The sequence below is a fragment of the Paraburkholderia nodosa DSM 21604 genome, assembly GCF_000519185.1.
GTDB lineage: Bacteria > Pseudomonadota > Gammaproteobacteria > Burkholderiales > Burkholderiaceae > Paraburkholderia > Paraburkholderia nodosa.
In genome coordinates, this window is record NZ_JAFA01000004.1 from 74,358 (window position 1) to 94,046 (window position 19,689).

At 65.2% G+C, this 19,689-nt stretch carries 16 protein-coding genes; 5 read left to right on the forward strand and 11 right to left on the reverse strand.

Features of this window, described 5'->3' with window-relative positions; genetic code table 11:
• Positions 1–8 precede the first annotated feature (8 nt).
• From A3CW_RS0106800 to A3CW_RS0106815, 4 genes are all read left to right on the forward strand, one after another.
• A complete protein-coding gene (locus A3CW_RS0106800; protein WP_028202884.1) occupies positions 9–1,100 on the forward strand; it encodes an ABC transporter ATP-binding protein in 1,092 nt (363 codons plus the stop codon).
• Positions 1,101–1,227: 127 nt separating this feature from the next.
• Complete coding sequence (locus A3CW_RS0106805; RefSeq protein ID WP_028202885.1) at positions 1,228–2,271, forward strand: ABC transporter substrate-binding protein; 1,044 nt, start codon at positions 1,228–1,230, stop codon at positions 2,269–2,271.
• Between the two features lie 74 nt (positions 2,272–2,345).
• Positions 2,346–3,623 carry an ABC transporter permease gene (locus A3CW_RS0106810; protein ID WP_028202886.1) on the forward strand — a complete coding sequence of 426 codons (1,278 nt, stop codon included), beginning with the start codon at positions 2,346–2,348 and terminating at the stop codon, positions 3,621–3,623.
• A 13-nt stretch (positions 3,624–3,636) separates the two neighbouring features.
• Positions 3,637–4,476: an ABC transporter permease gene (locus A3CW_RS0106815; RefSeq protein ID WP_028202887.1), complete on the forward strand. Its 840-nt coding sequence runs from the start codon at positions 3,637–3,639 to the stop codon at positions 4,474–4,476.
• Between the two features lie 61 nt (positions 4,477–4,537).
• Here the strand turns inward: A3CW_RS0106815 and A3CW_RS0106820 are convergent, their stop codons facing one another.
• The 6 genes from A3CW_RS0106820 to A3CW_RS0106845 form a co-directional block, all read right to left on the reverse strand.
• Positions 4,538–6,013 (reverse strand): amidase, encoded by a 1,476-nt coding sequence (locus A3CW_RS0106820; protein WP_051481284.1) that lies wholly within the window; start codon positions 6,011–6,013, stop codon positions 4,538–4,540.
• Positions 6,014–6,133: 120 nt separating this feature from the next.
• The gene (locus A3CW_RS0106825) at positions 6,134–7,645 is read right to left on the reverse strand and encodes an efflux transporter outer membrane subunit (RefSeq protein ID WP_028202889.1); all 1,512 of its coding nucleotides are present in this window, start codon (positions 7,643–7,645) and stop codon (positions 6,134–6,136) included.
• A 16-nt stretch (positions 7,646–7,661) separates the two neighbouring features.
• Positions 7,662–8,804, reverse strand: a complete 1,143-nt coding sequence (locus A3CW_RS0106830) for an ABC transporter permease (RefSeq protein ID WP_028202890.1) — start codon at positions 8,802–8,804, stop codon at positions 7,662–7,664.
• Positions 8,801–9,754 carry an ABC transporter ATP-binding protein gene (locus A3CW_RS0106835; protein ID WP_028202891.1) on the reverse strand — a complete coding sequence of 318 codons (954 nt, stop codon included), beginning with the start codon at positions 9,752–9,754 and terminating at the stop codon, positions 8,801–8,803. The genes A3CW_RS0106830 and A3CW_RS0106835 overlap by 4 nt, the downstream gene beginning before the upstream one ends.
• A complete protein-coding gene (locus tag A3CW_RS0106840; protein ID WP_028202892.1) occupies positions 9,751–10,701 on the reverse strand; it encodes an HlyD family secretion protein in 951 nt (316 codons plus the stop codon). Before A3CW_RS0106840 ends, A3CW_RS0106835 begins: the two co-directional genes overlap by 4 nt.
• Complete coding sequence (locus tag A3CW_RS0106845; RefSeq protein WP_028202893.1) at positions 10,698–11,435, reverse strand: TetR/AcrR family transcriptional regulator; 738 nt, start codon at positions 11,433–11,435, stop codon at positions 10,698–10,700. Before A3CW_RS0106845 ends, A3CW_RS0106840 begins: the two co-directional genes overlap by 4 nt.
• Before the next feature lie 177 nt (positions 11,436–11,612).
• Here A3CW_RS0106845 and A3CW_RS0106850 point away from each other — a divergent pair, with 177 nt between their 5' ends.
• Positions 11,613–12,215, forward strand: a complete 603-nt coding sequence (locus A3CW_RS0106850; protein WP_028202894.1) for a response regulator transcription factor — start codon at positions 11,613–11,615, stop codon at positions 12,213–12,215.
• 100 nt (positions 12,216–12,315) lie between these two features.
• On the opposite strand, the gene acnA is transcribed toward A3CW_RS0106850, so the two are convergent.
• The 5 genes from acnA to A3CW_RS0106875 all read right to left on the reverse strand — a co-directional run bounded on the left by acnA (position 12,316) and on the right by A3CW_RS0106875 (position 19,650).
• On the reverse strand, positions 12,316–15,033 hold the full coding sequence (gene acnA / locus A3CW_RS0106855) for an aconitate hydratase AcnA (RefSeq protein WP_028202895.1): 2,718 nt from the start codon (positions 15,031–15,033) through the stop codon (positions 12,316–12,318).
• A 76-nt stretch (positions 15,034–15,109) separates the two neighbouring features.
• Positions 15,110–16,561: a bifunctional 2-methylcitrate dehydratase/aconitate hydratase gene (locus A3CW_RS0106860; protein WP_028202896.1), complete on the reverse strand. Its 1,452-nt coding sequence runs from the start codon at positions 16,559–16,561 to the stop codon at positions 15,110–15,112.
• A 19-nt stretch (positions 16,562–16,580) separates the two neighbouring features.
• Positions 16,581–17,105 (reverse strand): hypothetical protein, encoded by a 525-nt coding sequence (locus A3CW_RS0106865; RefSeq protein ID WP_028202897.1) that lies wholly within the window; start codon positions 17,103–17,105, stop codon positions 16,581–16,583.
• A 287-nt stretch (positions 17,106–17,392) separates the two neighbouring features.
• The gene (locus A3CW_RS0106870; protein ID WP_028202898.1) at positions 17,393–18,421 is read right to left on the reverse strand and encodes an HpcH/HpaI aldolase/citrate lyase family protein; all 1,029 of its coding nucleotides are present in this window, start codon (positions 18,419–18,421) and stop codon (positions 17,393–17,395) included.
• A 242-nt stretch (positions 18,422–18,663) separates the two neighbouring features.
• Positions 18,664–19,650 (reverse strand): malate dehydrogenase, encoded by a 987-nt coding sequence (locus A3CW_RS0106875; protein ID WP_028202899.1) that lies wholly within the window; start codon positions 19,648–19,650, stop codon positions 18,664–18,666.
• Positions 19,651–19,689: the final 39 nt, after the last annotated feature.

The window sequence follows — 19,689 nt, forward strand, 5'->3', positions numbered from 1 at the left end:
CAGGGCGAATGAAGACCTCGGATGTGATCGTCAGCTTTCGCGGCGTGCGCAAGACCTACGACGGCGAAACGCTGGTCGTCAAACAACTTGATCTTGATATCTATCAAGGAGAGTTTCTGACGCTGCTCGGGCCGTCCGGCTCGGGCAAGACCACCTGCCTGATGATGCTCGCCGGTTTCGAGTTTCCCACCGGCGGCGAGATCCGCCTCGAAGGCAAGCTGCTCAACAACGTGCCGCCGCACAAGCGCGACATCGGCATGGTGTTCCAGAACTACGCGCTCTTTCCGCATCTCACGGTCGAGCAGAATGTGGCTTATCCGCTGGGCGTGCGCAAGGTGCCCACCGCCGAGCGCGCGCAGCGCGTGAACGACGCGCTCAAGACGGTGCGCATGGAAGGCTTCGCGAAGCGCTATCCCGCGCAGCTCTCGGGCGGCCAGCAGCAGCGCATCGCGCTCGCCCGCGCGCTCGTGTTCCAGCCCAAGCTCGTGCTCATGGACGAGCCGCTCGGCGCGCTCGACAAGCAGTTGCGCGAACATATGCAGTACGAACTGAAGTCGCTGCACGAAAAGCTCGGCGTTACGTTCGTCTATGTCACGCACGATCAGGGCGAGGCGCTCACGATGTCGGACCGCGTGGCCGTGTTCGACAAGGGCATCGTGCAGCAGCTCGACAGCGTGGACCGGCTCTACGAGTCGCCGTGCAACGAGTTCGTGGCGAACTTCGTCGGCGACAGCAACCGGCTGCGCGGCACCATTGCCGCCGTGGACGGCGAGTACTGCGAAATGCATCTCGCCGACGGCACGCGCCTCAAGGGCCGCAATGTGGCGGGTGCGCAGGCGGGTGCCGCGGCCATCGCCTGCATTCGCCCCGAGCGCATGAAGCTCGCGAACGGTTCGAAGGGCAACGGCGCGAACGCGCTGGCGGGCGAAGCGCGCGGTCTCATCTATTTCGGCGACCACGTGCGCATGCGCTGTGGCCTGCACCAGCAGGACGAGTGCTTCGTGAAGGTGCCGCTCGGCACCGAGGCGCTCGATGGCTTCGCGCCCGGTCAGCCGGTCGCACTCGAATTCGCGCCTGAGCATCTGCGCGTGTTCGCTTGAGGCGCGCGGGCGCGGCGCGCAATCTCGCGCGCCGTTGCCTCGCGAAGCAGGCGTCTCGACGATCGGGCCGCGTATCTCGCATCGAAGGGCCCGGCAAGACAAACCACCAAGGAGAAGGGACTCAACCATGAAGCAGATCGGCAACATGCGCGTTGCAGCGGTCGCGGCCGCGCTCGCACTCTCGTTCGGCGTGGCGAACGCCGCGGAACTGACCGTCGTGAACTTTGGCGGCGCCAATGGCAATGCGCAGAAGGCGGCGTTCAACGAGCCGTTCCAGTCGCAGACGGGCAACAAGATCACCGCTGTCGAGTACAACGGCGAGCAGGCCAAGGTGAAGGCCATGGTCGACGCGAAGCACGTGGACTGGGACGTGGTGGAAGTCGAAACCGGCGACATCGCGCGCGGCTGCGACGAAGGTCTCTACGAGAAGCTCGACTGGGCCAAGCTCGGCAACAAGGGCGACTTCATGAAGGCGGCGCAGCAGCCCTGCGGCGCAGGCTTCTTCGTGTGGTCCACGGCGCTCGCTTATAACGCCGACAAGCTCAAGACCGCGCCCACGAGCTGGGCCGACTTCTGGGACGTGAAGAAATTCCCGGGCAAGCGCGGCATGCGCAAGGGCGCTCAGTACAACCTGGAATTCGCGCTGATGGCCGACGGCGTGCCGCCGCAGGACGTCTACAAGGTGCTCTCGACCAAGGCCGGCCAGGACCGCGCGTTCAAGAAACTCGATGAACTGAAGCCGAACATCCAGTGGTGGGAGGCAGGCGCGCAGCCGCCGCAGTTCCTCGTCGCGGGCGACGTGGTGATGTCCACGGCGTTCAACGGCCGTATCGACGCCGCGCAGCGCGAAGGCAAGAACCTCAAGGTGGTCTGGAACGGCAGCATCTACGACCTCGACTACTGGGCGATCCCGAAGGGCGCACCGAACAAGGCGCTGGCCGAGCAGTACATCGCCTATACGCTCTCGCCGAAGCCGCAGCAGGCGTATGCGCAGCACATCGCGTACGGCCCGGTGAACGCGAACGCGATCAAGGCGCTCGACGCGAAGACGCTCGGCAATCTGCCGAACTCGCCGGACAACGGCAAGAACGCGGTGCAGCAGAACCTCACGTTCTGGACCGACCACGGCGACGAGCTGGAGCAGCGCTTCGCCTCGTGGGCCGCGAAGTAAGGATGAGGTAGACGCTCCGGGGCGCGAGCCCCGGAGCGGTTTGGCTGCATGGCTGGAGACCGGATGTGACCACAATGACGACCGTGACGAACGTTGCCGGCGCGGCACGCGAAGAGAGCGCGCGCCTGAAGCGGGAACTGCGCGTAGCGCAAGCGAAGAAGCGCACGATGGCGCTCATGCTGATCGCGCCGCTCGCGATCTTTCTGCTGCTGATCTTCGTGGTGCCGATCGCCGCGCTGCTCACACGCGCGGTGCAGAACCCCGAAGTGGCGACGGCGCTGCCGCATACCATCACGGCGCTGCGCGCCTGGGACCGCAAGAGCGCGCCGCCCGACGCGGCCTACGCGGCGCTCGCGCAAGACCTGGTCGTCGTGCAGGATGGCGATGCGATGGGCGCGCTGGCGCGCCGCCTGAACGTGGAAATCGCGGGGTTCCGCTCGCTGGTCGCGAAGACGGCGCGCGCCATGCCGCTCGCCGGCGACGACGGCAAACCGCTTACGCTGACCCCCGCGCAAACGCGCGCCAAGATCGTCGAACTCGACGACCGCTGGAGCGACGTTACCTACTGGCAAGCGATCGCGAAGAATAGCTCGCGCTATTCGCCGTTCTACCTGCTCGCGTCGCTGGACCACCGCCAGGATGCATTCGGCAACATCGTGGCCGCCGATCCTGAGCAGCAGATCTATCTCGACGTGTTCGGCCGCACCTTCGTCATCAGCGTGTTCGTGACGGTGTTCGCGTTGCTGCTCGGCTATCCGCTCGCTTACTGGATCTCCACGCTCTCCGAGCGCCGCGCGAATCTCGTGATGATCCTCGTGCTGATTCCGTTCTGGACGTCGATTCTCGTGCGCGTGGCCGCGTGGATCGTGATTCTCCAGGGCGAGGGTCTCGTCAACAAGGCGTTGCTGGGCACGGGCCTCATTTCGCAGCCCTTGACGCTGCTGTTCAACCGCGTGGGCGTCTACATTTCGATGACGCACATCCTGCTGCCGTTCATGGTACTGCCGCTCTACAGCGTGATGAAGTCGATTCCGCCGACTTACCAGCGCGCGGCCGTCTCGCTCGGCAGCCATCCGTTCGCGGCCTTCTGGCGCGTGTATGTGCCGCAGACGTACCCGGGCGTGGGCGCGGGCGTGCTGCTCGTGTTCATTCTCTCGATCGGCTACTACATCACGCCGGCGCTGCTCGGCGGCCCGGGCGACCAGATGGTCAGCTACTACGTGGCGTACTTCACCAACGTGTCGATCAACTGGGGCATGGCCTGCGCGCTCGGCGCGCTGCTGCTCGCGGCGACCACGGCGCTCTATTTTGTCTACGGGCGCTTCACGCGCACGCAACTGAGCCTCGGCTGAGGAAGGCGCAACCATGAAATTCGCCAAACCGCTTTTTGCGCCGCATACGTCGGCCGTCGAACGCGTGTGGTACTTCGCGCTGCGCGCGCTCGTCGTGCTCACGCTGCTGTATCTGATCCTGCCCGTGCTCGCGATCGTGCCGCTGTCGTTTTCGTCGAGCACGTTCCTTGTGTATCCGATTCCGGGCTGGTCGCTGCGCTGGTATGAAAACCTCGTGATGTCCGACGAATGGCGCATGGCCGCGAAGAACAGCTTCATCGTGGGCCCGGCCGCAACCTTCGTGGCAACCGTGCTCGGCACGCTCGCGGCCATCGGCATCACGAAGGCCGATTTCCGCGGCAAGGCGCTGCTCATGGCCGTGCTCATCTCGCCGATGATCGTGCCCGTGGTCGTGGTGGGCGTGGGCATGTACCTGTTCTTCGCGCCGCTCGGACTCGCCAATACGTATCTCGGGCTGATCCTCGCGCATGCGTCGTTGGGCGTGCCGTTCGTCGTGACCACGGTCGCGGCCACGCTGCAGGGCTTCAATCACAATCTCGTGCGTGCGAGCCTTTCGCTCGGGGCGAATCCGGTCACGACGTTCTTCCGCATCACGCTGCCCGTCATCGCGCCGGGCGTGATTTCGGGCGCGCTGTTCGCGTTCGCCACGTCGTTCGACGAAGTCGTCGTGACGCTGTTCCTCGCGGGCGCCGACCAGACCACCTTGCCGCGCCAGATGTTCACGGGCATCCGCGAAAACATCAGCCCGACGATCGCTGCGCTCGCAACGATCCTGATCGTGTTCTCCACCTGTCTGCTGCTCGCGCTCGAATGGCTGCGCGGCAGGAATGCGGCGCGCGCGGTGAAGGCATGACGGCGTGAGGTGTCGATGGAAAAAAGGCAGCGCTGCGGCGCTGCCTTTTTGCTTCCAGGCGTTACGCCTGAAGCAGCGTCGGCACACGCCGCTTGACCCACTGCGTGGCCTGATCGTACGTGTGGGCGAGTTGCAGCACCGAGAGATCCGCCTGCGGCTTGCCGATCACCTGCAGCCCCATCGGCAGGCCTTGCGCATTGAAGCCCGCAGGCACGCTGATGACAGGCAGCCCCGCGAGACTGCCGCCAATCACGACTTCCATCCAGCGGTGATAGGTATCCATCGTGCGGCCCGCGATCGACTTCGGCCATTGCTCGCTTGCGTCGAACGGGAAGAGTTGAGCGCTGGGCAGCACGAGGTAGTCGTAACGCTCGAAGAGCGCGAGCAGCGCGTTGTACCACTGACTGCGCGTGACCGTGGCGTTCCACACGTCTTCGCCCGAGAGCTTCAGGCCGCCTTCCACTTCCCATTGGGCTTCGGGCTTGAGCAGCGCGCGCTTTTCCGTGTCGCGATAGAGCGCGCCCAGCGTGCCCGCGCACGAGAAATGGCGCAGCGTGAGCCACGTTTGCCACACGCGCTCCATGGCGAAGTCGGGGCGCGCGGCTTCGACCTTGCAGCCTATCGATTCGAAGTCCTTGAGCGCCGATTCGCAAAGCGCGAGCACGCCGTCTTCCATGGGCAGATAGCCGTCGTAGTCGCCTAGCCAACCGATGCGCGCGCAACCAAAGTCGCGTCCGAGCGGGCCCGCGAACTGCGCAGGATCTTCGGCAATGGAAAGCGGAGCACGCGCGTCGTAGCCGGCCTGGGTGGCAAGCAGCATCGCGAGGTCGGGCACAGCGCGGGCCATCGGTCCCGCGTAGCCGAGCTGGTGGAAGAACAGTTCGTGCGCCGGCACCGAGGGCACGCGGCCTTGCGAGGGACGAAAGCCGAATACGTTGTTCCAGCCGGCGGGATTGCGCAGCGACCCCATCATGTCGCTGCCGTCCGCCACGGGCAGCATGCGCAGCGCCAGCGCCACGGCCGTGCCACCGCTGCTGCCGCCCGCGCTGCGCGTGGGGTCGTAGGCGTTGAGCGTGGTGCCGAAGACCGTGTTGTAGGTGTTCGAGCCAAGGCCGAATTCCGGCGTGTTCGTCTTGCCGATGAAAATCGCGCCCTGTGCGCGCATGCGCGCGGCCATCAGGGAATCTGCCGTGGGCACTTCGTTGCGGAACAGCGGCGAGCCTTGCGTGTACGGGATGCCGGCCGTGGCCGTGAGATCCTTCGGCGCTTGCGGCATGCCGTGCATCCAGCCAAGGTACTCGCCTCGCGCGAGCTGGGCGTCGCGAACGCCCGCCTCGGCCAGCAGCGTGGCGCGCTCGCGCAGCGAGACGATGGCGTTGGCCGGCGTATTCACACGCTCGATATGGTCGAGAAACGCGCTCATCACTTCGCGGCAGGACACCTTGCGCAGGCGTATCCATTCCGAAAGCTGAAGTGCGTCGGCCGCGACGAGATCGTTGGGGGACAGTTCTGCGGGGGACAGCGATGCCTGGTTCATACGTGTCTCTCGTTTGCGGATGGAGCAGGGGGAGGGTCATTGTCGCGCACGCGCGGCGCAAGCGAAAGGAAACGAATGGTTGCCGCAGCAGGGTGCCGGTTGCCGTGTGGGGCGGCCAGGCTACCGAACGGGCGCGGCGGGTGCCGACGTGTCGTTGCCCTGCGCAGGCGGCGCTGTGCCGGGGAGTGGGGCGCCACCAAGGGCTTGATAGAGCGCAGCGGTGTCGGTTAGCCGATCCGCATGAACGCGCGAGCGGTCGAGCGTTGTCTGGAGTGCCTGGCGTTGCGCATCGATCAACGAAAACTCGCTCACGCCGCCTGCGTTGTAGCGCGTTTGTGCGATCGCCGCGTTGGCCTGCGCCTCACGAGCGGCGTCGTCGCGCGCCTGCAGTTCGGTCGCATCGTTCTGGAGCGACTGGAGCGAGTCGGCGACCTGCTGCAACGCTTGCAGGACCGTCTGACGATAGTCGGCGAAAGCGGCTTCATAGGCGGCTTGTGACGCACGTTTCTTCGCGCGCAATTCGCCGCCATGGAACAGCGGCTGTGTGAGGCCGAGTCCGACGTTCCAGATGTTCAGCCCGCTGATGACGTCCTCGATACGCGTGCGCTCCGAGCCGATACTCGCCGAGAGCGAGATCTGCGGATAGAGGTTTGCCGTCGCCACGCCCACGTTCGCGCCTGCCTGGTGCAGCAGCGCCTCGGCGGCGCGTATGTCGGGACGCTCGCGTGCCAGCGTGGAAGGCACGGTGAGCGCAACCGTATCGGGCAGATGCAGGGTATCGAGTGAAAGGGCGTCGAGCGGCGCGGCGAACTGCGCAGGCGCGACGCCCAGCAGGGTGGCGAGCTGATGCTCCGCAGCCTCGCGCTGCGTTTCGAGCGGTGGCAGCGAGGCGCGCGTTTGCGCGAGCAGGGTGCGCTGGCTGCGCACGTCGATCTCCGCTACGCCGCCGGCAGCAAAGCGCGCCTGCATGATCGCGAGCTGGCGCGCCTGCGTCTGCGCGAGTTGCATGGTGAGATCGATCTGGCGTTGCAGCGACGCGCGACGGATGGCAGTGGACACCACGTTGGCGGCCACTGAAAGTCGCGCGGCCTCCATTTCGTACGCCTGATAATCGACTTGCGCGAGCGTGGATTCCAGCGCGCGACGGTTGGCGCCGAACAGGTCGAACACGTACGAGACGCTGACCGAAGCGTTGTAAAGCGTAAACGGCGGTGGGTTCGGCACTTGCGTAATGCCGAAAGCGGCGAGATCGACCTTCTGGCGCGTGCCGGAGAGTTTCAGATCCACGGCGGGAAAGTTCGTCGCGCCGGCCTGCGCGTTGTAGTTTTCGCGAGCTTCCACGAGCCTGGCGCGCGCCGAGTCGAGCGTGGGGCTCGCGCGCAAGGCCTGATCGACGAGTTCGTTCAACTGCGCACTGCCAAACTGAATCCACCAATCGTTTGGAGCGTGTTCCGCGGCCGTGAAGGTCTGCGCGCCGCCGCCGGGGCCGGTGGCGCTGGCGGTGGACGCCGGCACAGGCTCGCGCGTCCAGCCTGTGGCATCGGGCGCGGCGGGCGGGTGGAAATCGGGACCCACGGTGCAGCCCGCGAGCATGAGCACAAGCAGGCAGGCAAGGGTGGCGTCGCGCTTCATGGTCGTGGGCCTCGCGCTAGTCGAGCGTGCGCCGGTAAAAGCGCACGGCGATCGCCATGACCGCGACCGTAAATACCGCGAGTGGCCACACCGCGGGCCACAGGTCGGTCCAGCCGTTGCCCTTGAGCAGGATGCCGCGCACGAGCCGGTTGAAATACGTGAGCGGCAGCAGATTGCCGAGCCACTGCGCCCAGCGCGGCATGCCGCCGAACGGGAACATGAAGCCGGAGAGCAGCAGGCTTGGCAGGAAATAGAACATCGTCAGCTGCATGGCCTGCAACTGGTTTTGCGCGAGCGACGACAGCGTGATGCCCACCGTGAGATTCGCGGCGATGAATAGCAGCGCCGAAAGATAGAGCGTGACGAGACCGCCCGCGAACGGCACGTGAAAGACGTAGCGTGCAGCGAGCACGATGATGGTCGCCTGGATCAGCCCGATCGCCACGTACGGAATGATCTTGCCCGTCATCACCTCGATGGGCAGCACCGGCGTGGCGAGCAGGTTCTCCATCGTGCCGCGCTCGCGTTCGCGCGTGATGGCGAGGCCCGTCATCATCACCATCGTCATGGTGAGGATCACGCCCATGAGGCCGGGTACGACGTTGTATTGCGTGATGCCCTCGGGGTTATAGAGGCGGTGCACCTGCACGTCGAACGCGGCGGGCGTGCCGTTCAGATGCGCGAGCGGGCCGGTGAGGTCCTTCGCGGCCACGGGCGCGACCAGCCCGGGCAGCGCCGCGAGCGCGGTGGTGATGGCAGTGGGGTCGCTCGCGTCGGCTTCGACGAGCAGCGAGGGTCGTTCGCCGCGCAGCAGGCGCCGCGAAAAATCGACAGGAATACTGAGCACGAACTGCACCGTGCCGCGCGCGAGCGCATGACGCGCGGAGGCTTCGTCGGGCAGCGTTTCGATCACGTCGAAATAGGCGGAGTTACGCATGCCCGCGACGAAGCTGCGCGCGAACACGCTGTCCTCGCCCACGACGATGGCCGTGGGCAGATGCTTGGGGTCGGTGTTGATCGCATAGCCGAACAGCGTGAGCTGGATGATCGGCAGGCCAACGATCATCGCGAACGTGATGCGGTCGCGCTTGAGCTGCAAGAACTCCTTGAGCACGATGCTCCACCAGCGCGCCACGGAAAACGGGAACGACGCGCTCACGACTTGACTCCGTAATTGTCCTGAGCATGGCTCATCAGGTAGATGAAGACATCTTCGAGACCGGTGTCGATGCGTTCCGCGCGCAGCGGCTGGCCTTCCACGGCGCGCTCCACCGCTTTGGCAAGCGCTGCATGATCGCGTCCGCTCGCATGCAGCGCGGAGCCGAACACGACCGTCTGCTCGATGCCCGGCGCGTCGCGCAGCTGCGCGGCGAGTGTGCTCAGCCGCTCGCCATGAATCGCCCACGTTTCGAGGTTCTGTTCGGCGATGACCTCGGCGGCGGTGCCCTGCGTGAGCAGCTTGCCGTAGGCGATATAGGCGAGTTTGTGGCAGCGCTCGGCTTCGTCCATGTAGTGCGTGCTCACGAGCACCGAAATGCCCCGCGCGGCGAGCCGGTGCAATTCCTCCCAGAAGTCGCGGCGCGCGGTGGGATCGACGCCCGCGGTCGGTTCGTCGAGCAGCAGCAATTCGGGCTCGTGCAGCATGCAGGCCGCGAGCGCGAGACGCTGCTTCCAGCCGCCCGAAAGCGCACCCGTGAGCTGGCTCGCGCGGCTTGCGAGCCCGAGCGATTCGAGTGCGCGATCGACGGCTTCGCGGCGGTTCGGCATCTCGTAGATGCGCGCAACGAAGTCGAGGTTCTCGCGGATCGTCAGGTCTTCCCAGTACGAGAAACGCTGCGTCATGTAGCCCACGTGACGCTTGATCTGCGCGCTCTCGCGCAGGATGTCGTAGCCAAGGCAGGTGCCCGAACCGGAGTCGGGCGTGAGCAGCCCGCACATGAGGCGGATCGACGTGGTTTTGCCGCTGCCGTTCGGGCCGAGAAAGCCGAATATCTCGCCGCGCGCCACACGCAGCGACACGTCGTTGACAACATGCTTGTTGCCGAAACGCTTGTTGAGATTGCGCACGTCGATGGCGTAGTCGCCGGCAGATCGATCAGGTGTGCTCATTGCAGCGTCACCTCGACCGGCTGGCCCGGATGTAGCTTCACGGCGTCCTGTGCGGAAGGCCGCGCCTCGATCATGAAAACGAGCTTCGCGCGGTTCTCGTTGCTGTAGATGACGGGCGGGGTATATTCGGCGGCGTTCGAAATCCACGTGATGGTGGCGGGCACCAGGGCGGCGCAGCCGTCGCAGCGCACGTTCACCTTGCGGCCCGGCGCGAGCGATCCGACGATCGTTTCCGGCACGAAGAAGCGCACCTTCACGTTCTGCGGCGGCAACATCTGCACGACGGGGTTGCCCGCCTGCACCCACTCGCCCACACGAAACAACGTGTCGTAGACGAGGCCGCCGCTCGGCACGCTCACGCGCTTCTGGTCGAGCCGCCACTGCGCCTGCGCGAGCGAGGCACGCGCGGCCTCGACGTCGGCGGCCTGGGCGGCGATTTGCGCAGTACGTCCCGGCAGATTCGCCACGCGCACCTGGTTTTGCAGCTCGCGCACCTGGGCGGCCGTGGAGGCGGCCTGCGCGCGCGAGTCGTCGAGCTGCGCCTGCGCAATGCCGCCTGCGCGCAGTTGCGCCTCGTCGCGTGTGAGCTGAAGCGCGGCCTTGCGCGCGTTCGCCTCGGCCTGCGCGAGCTGCGCCTCGGTCACACGCACTTCGGGCGGACGCTTGCCGGTCTGGAGGTCCGCGAGCTGCTGCTGTGCGGCCGTCAGGCGATGCTGCGCCTCGTCGCGCGCGGCCGCTTCCTCGACGGAGTCGAGCGCGAAGGCGGGCGCATTGGCGGCCACGGTTTGCCCGCGTTGCACTTCGAGGTGCGTGAGCGTGCCCGACTGCGACGACGCGAGGTAGACGTACTCGCCTTCGGCATAGCCCTGCCAGCCAGCCGGTCCATGCCTGGAGCATGAGGCGAGCACGAGCGCCGCGACGCATATGCCGGCAATGCGGCGCTTCATGACGCGTCCTCCTTGCGGCTTGCCGTCGGGCCCGTCGCGCGGCGCGCGCGCGGGTCCTGCGGCGCAGGCCGCAAGGCCGCGCTCAACAGCGCGCTCACATGCCGATGCAGCGCCTCGCGCTCGATCTTCGGAAAGCCGCGCACACTTTGCCAGAGCTTCGAAGTGGCGAGCGGCAGCATGACGAGCGCGAGAATCGAGATGAACAGCAGCGGCGCCTCCAGTTCGGCGTTGACGCTGCCGTCGCGCTGCGCCTCACTGACGCGCGCGGCAAAGCGCTGCAACTGCTCGGTGGGCAGCCGCTTGAGCATGCGCTCGCGCAGCAGGCCACCTTCGTTGACGATTTCGCGCAGCCAGAGCGGCGGCAGCCAGGGCATGCGCGAGGTGACGTCGAAGAGCCGCGCGACCAGTTCTTCCACGAGCGCGTGAGGGTCTTGCGCGAGATCGCCCTCGGTGCTGTCCACACTCTCCCACACGAAGGCGATCGAGCGCGCAATGCGCTCCTCGACCACGGCGTCGAGCAGCTTTTCGCGGTTCGTGAAGTAGTAGTGAACCATGGCGGACGTCACGCCCGCGGCCTCGGCGATCTGCGCCATGGTGGTGGCCGCGATGCCCTGCTCGCCGAACAGTTGCGTGGCGCTGGCGAGCAGCCGCTCGCGCATGTCGAGGTCGGCGGCGGCGCGGCGCCGGCCGCGCGGGCGGGGCGCAGCAGGAGCGGTGCGGGTGCGCGCGATCATCGTTCTACTTTAATTCACGCGTTAGTTAAATTCAAACTGCGCGCGCAGTGGGTTAACCCTGCGACAGTTCCTTGCGGGTTCTTTCAGAACTTTCCTATACAAATGTGCTGGCAGGTCGTTCACGCTGTGAGATTCACGCTGAAGGGACAAACAAATCACGCCACCATGGAACAAATAATGAAACGCGTCGTTGTCATCGACGACCATCCGATCGTGCTGAAGATGCTCGCCAACGTGCTGAATACGGAGTACGAACTGGTGGGCGAGTGCAGCGACGGCGAAGCGGGCCTTCGCCTCGTCCAGGAATTGCGTCCCGATCTGGTGATTCTCGACCTCGAGTTGCCGAAGCTCGACGGCCTTTCCGTCATCCGCGGCATTCGCGCGCACCAGCCCGGCGCGCGCATTCTCGTGCTCTCTGCGAAGCCCGAGTTGGTGATGGCCAATCACACGCGCATCGCGGGCGCGAACGGCTATGTCAACAAGAATCGCGGTGTGGAGGAACTGTGCGGTGTGGTCAAGGCGGTATTGCTCGGCTACGACTGCTTCCCGGCGGGCAGCTGCGGCGGCGGCCGCGACGTGGCGCTCAACGGGCTGTCGCCTCGCGAAGTCGAAGTCCTGCAGTATCTCGCGCGCGGTTTGAGCAACAAGGGTATCGCGGCACGGCTCGGGCTTTCGGATAAAACCGTCAGCACCTATAAGACCCGCGTGCTGGACAAGCTCGGCGTGTCGTCACTTGCGGCGCTGATCGAGTTTGCGACGTTGAACAAGCTGATCGAATAGCCCGACTCAAAGCCCAGTCGAAAAAAAAGCCCGACTTGCGTCGGGCTCCAAGTGTGACCGCACCCGTTGCCGGGCGCGGCACCTGCAAAAAACTGCGTACTTACGCCGCGAGCAGCGAGCGCAGCACGAACGGCAGTATACCGCCGTGCTTGTAGTAGTCGACTTCGATCGGCGTGTCGATGCGCAGCAGCACCTGCACGCGCTGATCCTTGCCGTCCTTGTGGTGGATCACGAGCGTCAGGTCTTGTTGCGGCTTGAAGTCGTCCGTCAGGCCTTCGACATCGAACGTTTCTTCGCCGGTCAGGCCGAGCGACTGAACGCTGTCCGAACCCTTGAACTGCAGCGGCAGAACGCCCATGCCAACGAGGTTCGAGCGGTGGATACGCTCGAAGCTGCGTGCGACCACGGCCTTCACGCCGAGCAGCTGCGTGCCCTTGGCTGCCCAGTCACGCGACGAGCCCGTGCCGTACTCTTCGCCTGCGAACACCATGGTCGGCGTGCCGGCGTCGATGTACTTCATCGCTGCATCATAGATCGAAAGCTGTTCGCCGCTCGGCTGATGGATCGTCAGGCCGCCTTCCACGCGCGTGCCGTCGGCCTTCGCCGGGATCATCAGGTTCTTGATACGCACGTTCGCGAAGGTGCCGCGCATCATCACGTCGTGGTTGCCGCGGCGCGAGCCGTAGCTGTTGAAGTCGGCCTTCTGCACGCCGTTTTCCTTCAGCCACTTGCCTGCGGGCGAGTCTTCCTTGATCGAACCGGCCGGGCTGATGTGGTCGGTCGTGACCGAGTCACCGAAGATGCCCAATGCGCGCGCGCCCTTGACTTCGGCTACCGACGACGACGGCGTCATCGAGAAGTCGCTGCCGAAGAACGGCGGTTCGGCGATGTAGGTCGACTTCGGCCAGTCGTAGACCTGACCTTCTTCGCCTTCGATCTTGCTCCACAGGTCGCCCTTCTTCGTGAGCTGGCTGTAGTTCTTCTGGAACGCGTCCGGATCGAGCGCGAACTTGAGCAGCGCGTTGACTTCGTCGCTCGTCGGCCAGATGTCGCCGAGGTAGATGTCACGGCCGCCCTTGCCCTTGCCCACCGGTTCCGTCATCAGGTCGCGCGTGATGTTGCCCGCGATCGCGTAAGCGACGACCAGCGGCGGCGAGGCCAGGAAGTTCGCGCGGATGTTCGGATGGATACGCGCTTCGAAGTTGCGGTTGCCCGAGAGCACCGCAGCCGCGACGACGTCGTTCGTGACGATCGATTCGTTCAGTTCGGGCGTCAGGTCGCCGGCGTTGCCGATACAGGTCGTGCAGCCGTATGCCGCGAGTTCGAAGCCGAGCTTCGAGAGGTACGGCAGCAGGCCCGTCTTCGTCAGGTATTCCGTGACGATGCGCGATCCCGGCGCGAGCGAGGTCTTGATGTGCGGTGCGACCGTCAGGCCCGCTTCGATGGCTTTCTTCGCGAGCAGACCGGCGGCCAGCAGCACGCTCGGGTTCGACGTGTTGGTGCACGACGTGATCGCGGCGATCAGCACGTCGCCGTTGTGCAGCTTGACCTTGTCGCCCGCTGCGTATTCGGCGGAGAGGTCGGCGGCCTTCTTGTTGAAGCCGTTTTCCGCGACCGGCTTCGAGAACAGGTCCGTGAAGGTCGACTTCACGTTGCCGATTTCGATGCGGTCTTGCGGGCGCTTCGGACCGGCCAGCGACGGCGCGACCGTGCCGAGGTCGAGGACGAGCGTCTTCGTGTAGTCGATGTCGCCGGCCTTCGGCACGCCGAAGAGATCCTGCGCCTTGAAGTAGTTCGCGAATGCCGCGATTTCAGCTTCCGTGCGGCCCGTGCCCTTGAAGTAGTCGATCGTCTTTTCGTCGACAGGGAAGAAGCCCATCGTCGCGCCATATTCCGGCGCCATGTTGCCGATGGTCGCGCGGTCGGGCACGCCGATCGACGCCGTGCCTTCGCCGAAGAACTCGACGAACTTGCCGACGACCTTCTCCTTGCGCAGCATTTCGGTGATGGTCAGCACGAGGTCGGTGGCCGTGCAGCCTTCGCGCAGCTTGCCCTTGAGTTCGACGCCCACCACATCAGGCGTGAGGAAGTACACCGGCTGGCCGAGCATGCCGGCTTCCGCTTCGATGCCGCCCACGCCCCAGCCCACCACGCCGATGCCGTTGATCATCGTGGTGTGGCTGTCGGTGCCGACGAGCGTGTCCGGGTAGTAGACGGTATCGGCGCCTTCCGCCTTCTTGTGCACGCCGCGTGCGAGGTATTCCAGGTTCACCTGGTGGACGATGCCGATGCCCGGCGGCACGACCTTGAACGTGTCGAACGCCTGCATGCCCCACTTCATGAACTGGTAGCGCTCGTTGTTGCGCTGGAATTCCAGTTTCATGTTCAGGTCGAGCGCGTCCTTCTGGCGGAAGTAGTCGATCTGGACCGAGTGGTCGACGACGAGATCCACCGGCACGAGCGGCTCGATGACCTTCGGGTCCTTGCCGACCTGCTTGGCTACGCCGCGCATGGCGGCGATGTCGGCGAGCAGCGGCACGCCCGTGAAGTCCTGCAGCACGACGCGGGCGACCACGAACGGGATTTCGTCGACGCGCGAGGCGTTCGGCTTCCAGTTCGCGAGTTGCTCGATGTGCTCTTCCGCGATCTTCTTGCCGTCGTAGTTACGCAGCACAGACTCGAGCACCAGACGAATCGAGACCGGCAGACGATTGATCTTCACGCCAAGCTGCTTGCCGAGTTGCGGCAGCGAGTAGAACTTGCCTTTGCCGGAACCGCTGTCGAATTCTTTTAGCGTTTTGTGGAGATTGTGGGCCATAGTGTTTTCCTTCGTTTAATCGCGGAAATAACGCTTACTGCTCGTTTGCTGCTGTCACGGATACCTGCCTGATTGCTCAGATCACGTACATGTCGACGTACTCGTTGACGGGCAGGGCGCAAAGCCGGGCTTCGTCGAGCGAGACATCGAGAATCGCCTGCTGCTGCTTCGCGGGGAAGCGGCGCGCGAGGTTGATTCGAAACTTTTCGATCAACAGCGGAATGCCTTGTTCGCGGCGCCGCTTGTGGCCGATCGGGTACTCGACTACGACCTCGTCGAGCGTCGTGCCGTCCATGAGCTCTATGGTGAGCGCATTCGCGATCGAGCGCTTGTCCGGATCGTGATAATCCTTCGTGAACTGCGGGTCTTCCACGCATACCGTCTTCGCGCGCAGCGCGTCGATCCGCGGGTCGCCCGCGATGTCGTCTTCGTAGTCGGAGGCGGTGAGGCGGCCGAAGATCAGCGGCACGGCGACCATGTACTGGATACAGTGGTCGCGATCGGCCGGGTTGGCAAGCGGGCCGCTCTTGTCGATGATGCGGATGGCCGCTTCATGCGTGCGGATGGTGATGCGCTTGATGTCCCCAGCCGTCCTGCCTTGCTGCGCGAGCACGCCGTGCAGCGTCATCGCGGCTTCGGCGGCGGTCTGCGCGTGGAATTCGGCGGGGAACGAAATCTTGAACAGCACGTTTTCCATGACATACGTGCCGTAGGGGCGCTGAAACCTGAACGGCTGTCCCTTGAACGAGACGTCGTAGAAGCCCCACGTTTTTGCCGTGAGCGCCGAGGGATAGCCCATCTCGCCCGTTTTCGCCATGAGCGCGAGACGCACGGCGCGCGAGGTGGCGTCGCCTGCGGCCCACGACTTGCGCGAGCCCGTATTGGGCGCGTGGCGGTAGGCGCGCAGCGACTGGCCGTCGACCATCGCGAGCGAAACGGCGTTGATCAGCTCGTCGCGGGTGAGCCCGAGCATTTGTCCGACCACGGCGGTCGAGGCGAGCTTGACGAGCAGCACATGGTCGAGACCGACCTGGTTGAACGAGTTTTCCAGCGCAATGCAGCCCTGGATTTCGTGCGCCTTCACCATGCCTTCGAGCACGTGCTTCATGGTGAGCGGCGCTTTGCCCTGAGCGATGGCGGTGCGCGAGAGCCAGTCGGCGGTCGCGAGGATGCCGCCCAGGTTGTCCGACGGATGGCCCCATTCGGCGGCGAGCCATGTGTCGTTGAAGTCGAGCCAGCGGATCATCGCGCCGATGTTGAACGCGGCCTGAACCGGATCGAGCTGGAATGGCGTGCCCGGCACCTTCGCGCCGTGCGGGACGGTCGTGCCCGGCACGATCGGTCCCAGCAACTTGGTGCAGGCGGGGTAGGAGAGCGCCTCGAGTCCGCAGCCGAGGGTATCGATCAGGCAATGCCGGGCCGTCGTCAGCGCGAGCGCGCTGTCAACCCGGAAACCGAGCACATAGTCGACGATATCGACCAGTACCTGGTCCGGCTGCGGCCTGACGTTGGAGATCAGGGCGGACATCGAGGCGATCCTGCGGTCCTTACTGGCCCGCGGCGCCGCTGGCGGCTGCCGGAGCGCGGTTAGCCGGGTTCAGCGCTTGAGCCTGGGTCGGCGCCATTGCGCCTTGCTGCATTGCAACAGTCTTGCACTCGTCGGCCAGACGCGAGCTGTCCTTGTCCGAGAACAGCATGGCCTTCGTCGGGATCACGACGAGGTCGAGGCCGGTGGCGGCGTCGTGGAAGCGGTCGGCGCCCGTGGTCGTGACCTGACGCGGCAGGTTGTAGTTCTTGTTCGCCCAGTGAACGGTGACGATCTGGTCACGCGCCATGTCGCCCTTCAGGTCGAATTGTGCGCCTTCAGCGCAGCTCCAGTGCTCCGAGCCGTCCGGGACCGGATCGACCTTCGCTTCCTTGGCCGGGTTGGCCTTGCGCTTGATGATGCGATGCTTCGGAGCCGGCTTCTTGGCGGTCGTGGTCGACGTGCCTTGTGCGGCGGCGTCGGTGGCGGCCAGCATCAGCGTCGAGGACAGGGTGCCGATGACAGCGGCGATCAGCAGTTTCTTCATGAGTGTCAAACCTTTATCTATCTAAAAGCGGTTGATCAGTGCGCGGTTGAACAGGCAACCGCCGTTTGCACTGCGCGCGCCCCGAAAGCACGCAGCGGACGCTATTTTCACCTATTTATCGCCATGAACTTCATTTTCTCCGGCCCGGTGTTGTTTGCGCCTTGGTTCGCAAGTAACTGCCTGTAACTGTCCGTGACTGACGTTGCTGCGCTATGCGGCGCGAGATCCGTTTCGTTGCCGTGGCGCAATACGTTGAAAACGTTTTCGTCGTCCGTTCGCGGCGCGCATCAGGCCGACTCCTGCGTCAGGTCGCCCGGCGTATCGACGCCCGACGCGAACAGCGGCGCCGCGTCGACCGGCACCGCGCGGCCCGTGGCTGGCGCGCGGCGCAGAACCGACCAGTAATAGCGGTAGCTCGCGCGGTCGTGCAGCGTGTCGCCGTGACGTGTCGGACCCCATTGCGCGTGTTGCGCGGCCAGCAGGATTTCGGCGGCCAGGACGATTTCTTCGTCGCGCGGCGCGAAAGCGGCCACGATCGCGGGAATCTGCGCCGGGTGAATGCTCCACATGCGCGTGTAGCCGAACTCGTTGCGTGCGCGGCGCGCGTCGTTCGCTACCACGTCCATGTCGCGCACTTCCGTACTCACGTTGTGCGAGGGCACGCGGCCGAACGCGTGGCACGCGGCCGCGATTTCGAGCTTCGCGCGGCGCACGAGCGGGTGGTCGAACTGTCCGGGCGAGCGCATGGCCGTGTCGGGAATCGCGCCGTCGTGCGCAGAGACGAAGTCCATCAGCCCGAAGCTCAGCGACTCCACGCCGCGCAGCGCGGCGAGGTCGAACACGCGCGCGAGGGCGCCATGCGTTTCGACGAGCAATTGAACGGGAATGGGTTTGTCGATGCCCATCTCGACGCGCGTGGCCTCGATGAACGCCGTCATTTCGGCGGCGTCGCCCACAGCGCGGATCTTCGGCAGGGTGACGAAGGCCGGCGCGCGCTTCGCGGCGCGCAGGATCATGCGCACGTCGTCGCGCCAGTGCGGGTGATGGAAATCGTGGATGCGCACGCCGACGCGGCCGAAGCGGTCGTGTTCGCCGCCGATGAGCGACGCCACGAGTTCGGCGTGTTCGGCCTCGCGGCCGACCTGCGCGCCGTCTTCGCAATCGAGCGTGATGTCGAATACCGGGCCCAACTGCTGCTGCAGCGCGAGCGATTTGAGCATCAGCTTCTCACTGCCCGCGTAGTGGTCGCATGCGGGCAGGATGGCGGGCGGCGCTTCGCCGTCAAACAGCACTTCTGCTGGGAGAATGGCGCGCATCTTCGGCGTCGGGAGTCGAGTTTTGTAGGAGATACCGGATTCGGATGCGTCCTGCCGGCAACGTGGTCAGGGCAAGGCGCATGCGGATCGGGTGGGGCGCATAGCCGGGCCCGCCTAGGGGGCCCGCCAAGGGCGGCCCGCATGGAACGGGCCGCGCGGGCTGGGCCACGGAGGCTGCCCCCGCGTACCCATCCAGCAGAACGGAACGGGCGTCAATCGCGCGTTCCGTTCGTACAGTTGGCTTACTTGCCGAGCAGGTGAGCCACGCCTTCGCGCTCTTCGAGCAGCTCGTTGAGCGTGCCGTCCATCTTCTCGCGCGAGAATGCGTCGATTTCGAGGCCTTCCACGCGCTTGTATTCGCCGTTTTCGCAGGTCACCGGCACGCCGTAGATGATGTCTTCGGGAATGCCGTACGAGCCGTCCGACGGGATACCCATCGTGACCCACTTGCCGTTCGTGCCGAGGACCCAGTCACGCACGTGGTCGATCGCTGCGTTGGCGGCCGATGCTGCCGACGAGAGGCCGCGCGCTTCGATGATCGCCGCGCCGCGCTTGCCGACCGTCGGGATGAACGTGTTGCGGTTCCATTCGTCGTCGTTGATCAGCTGGGTCAGCGACTGGCCTTCCGCCGTTGCGACACGGAAGTCGGGGTACATCGTCGGCGAGTGGTTGCCCCACACGGCGAGCTTCTCGATCGACGCGACCGGCTTGCCCGACTTGGCGGCGAGTTGCGAGAGCGCGCGGTTGTGGTCCAGACGCAGCATGGCGGTGAAGTTCTTCTTCGGCAGATCCGGAGCCGACTTCATGGCGATGTAGGCGTTCGTGTTGGCCGGGTTGCCGACCACCAGCACCTTCACATCGCGGCTGGCGACGTCGTTCAGCGCCTTGCCCTGAACCGTGAAGATTTCGGCGTTGGCCGAGAGCAGGTCCTTACGTTCCATGCCCTTCGAGCGCGGACGTGCGCCAACCAGCAGGGCGACGTCGGCGTCCTTGAACGCGACCTTCGGGTCGTCGGTGATGACCACGCCCGCGAGCAGCGGGAATGCGCAGTCGTCGAGTTCCATCACGACGCCCTTGACGGCGGCTTGCGCCTGCGGCAGGTCGAGCAGTTGCAGGATAACGGGCTGATCCTTGCCGAGCAGGTCGCCATTCGCAATGCGGAACAGCAGGGAGTAAGCGATCTGACCTGCGGCGCCGGTGACGGCAACGCGCTTTGCGGGCTTAGCCATTGAAAATCTCCAGGAAGATGCGTTAGACGCCAGGGTAAA

Excerpts from the sequence above, each read along its gene's own strand:
- A3CW_RS0106800 (WP_028202884.1), top strand. The coding sequence starts at position 9 with ATGAAGACCTCGGATGTGATCGTCAGCTTTCGCGGCGTGCGCAAGACC.
- A3CW_RS0106805 (WP_028202885.1), top strand. The coding sequence starts at position 1,228 with ATGAAGCAGATCGGCAACATGCGCGTTGCAGCGGTCGCGGCCGCGCTC.
- A3CW_RS0106810 (WP_028202886.1), top strand. The coding sequence starts at position 2,346 with ATGACGACCGTGACGAACGTTGCCGGCGCGGCACGCGAAGAGAGCGCG.
- A3CW_RS0106815 (WP_028202887.1), top strand. The coding sequence starts at position 3,637 with ATGAAATTCGCCAAACCGCTTTTTGCGCCGCATACGTCGGCCGTCGAA.
- A3CW_RS0106820 (WP_051481284.1), bottom strand. The coding sequence starts at position 6,013 with ATGAACCAGGCATCGCTGTCCCCCGCAGAACTGTCCCCCAACGATCTC.
- A3CW_RS0106825 (WP_028202889.1), bottom strand. The coding sequence starts at position 7,645 with ATGAAGCGCGACGCCACCCTTGCCTGCCTGCTTGTGCTCATGCTCGCG.
- A3CW_RS0106835 (WP_028202891.1), bottom strand. The coding sequence starts at position 9,754 with ATGAGCACACCTGATCGATCTGCCGGCGACTACGCCATCGACGTGCGC.
- A3CW_RS0106840 (WP_028202892.1), bottom strand. The coding sequence starts at position 10,701 with ATGAAGCGCCGCATTGCCGGCATATGCGTCGCGGCGCTCGTGCTCGCC.
- A3CW_RS0106845 (WP_028202893.1), bottom strand. The coding sequence starts at position 11,435 with ATGATCGCGCGCACCCGCACCGCTCCTGCTGCGCCCCGCCCGCGCGGC.
- A3CW_RS0106850 (WP_028202894.1), top strand. The coding sequence starts at position 11,613 with ATGAAACGCGTCGTTGTCATCGACGACCATCCGATCGTGCTGAAGATG.
- acnA (WP_028202895.1), bottom strand. The coding sequence starts at position 15,033 with ATGGCCCACAATCTCCACAAAACGCTAAAAGAATTCGACAGCGGTTCC.
- A3CW_RS0106860 (WP_028202896.1), bottom strand. The coding sequence starts at position 16,561 with ATGTCCGCCCTGATCTCCAACGTCAGGCCGCAGCCGGACCAGGTACTG.
- A3CW_RS0106865 (WP_028202897.1), bottom strand. The coding sequence starts at position 17,105 with ATGAAGAAACTGCTGATCGCCGCTGTCATCGGCACCCTGTCCTCGACG.
- A3CW_RS0106870 (WP_028202898.1), bottom strand. The coding sequence starts at position 18,421 with ATGCGCGCCATTCTCCCAGCAGAAGTGCTGTTTGACGGCGAAGCGCCG.
- A3CW_RS0106875 (WP_028202899.1), bottom strand. The coding sequence starts at position 19,650 with ATGGCTAAGCCCGCAAAGCGCGTTGCCGTCACCGGCGCCGCAGGTCAG.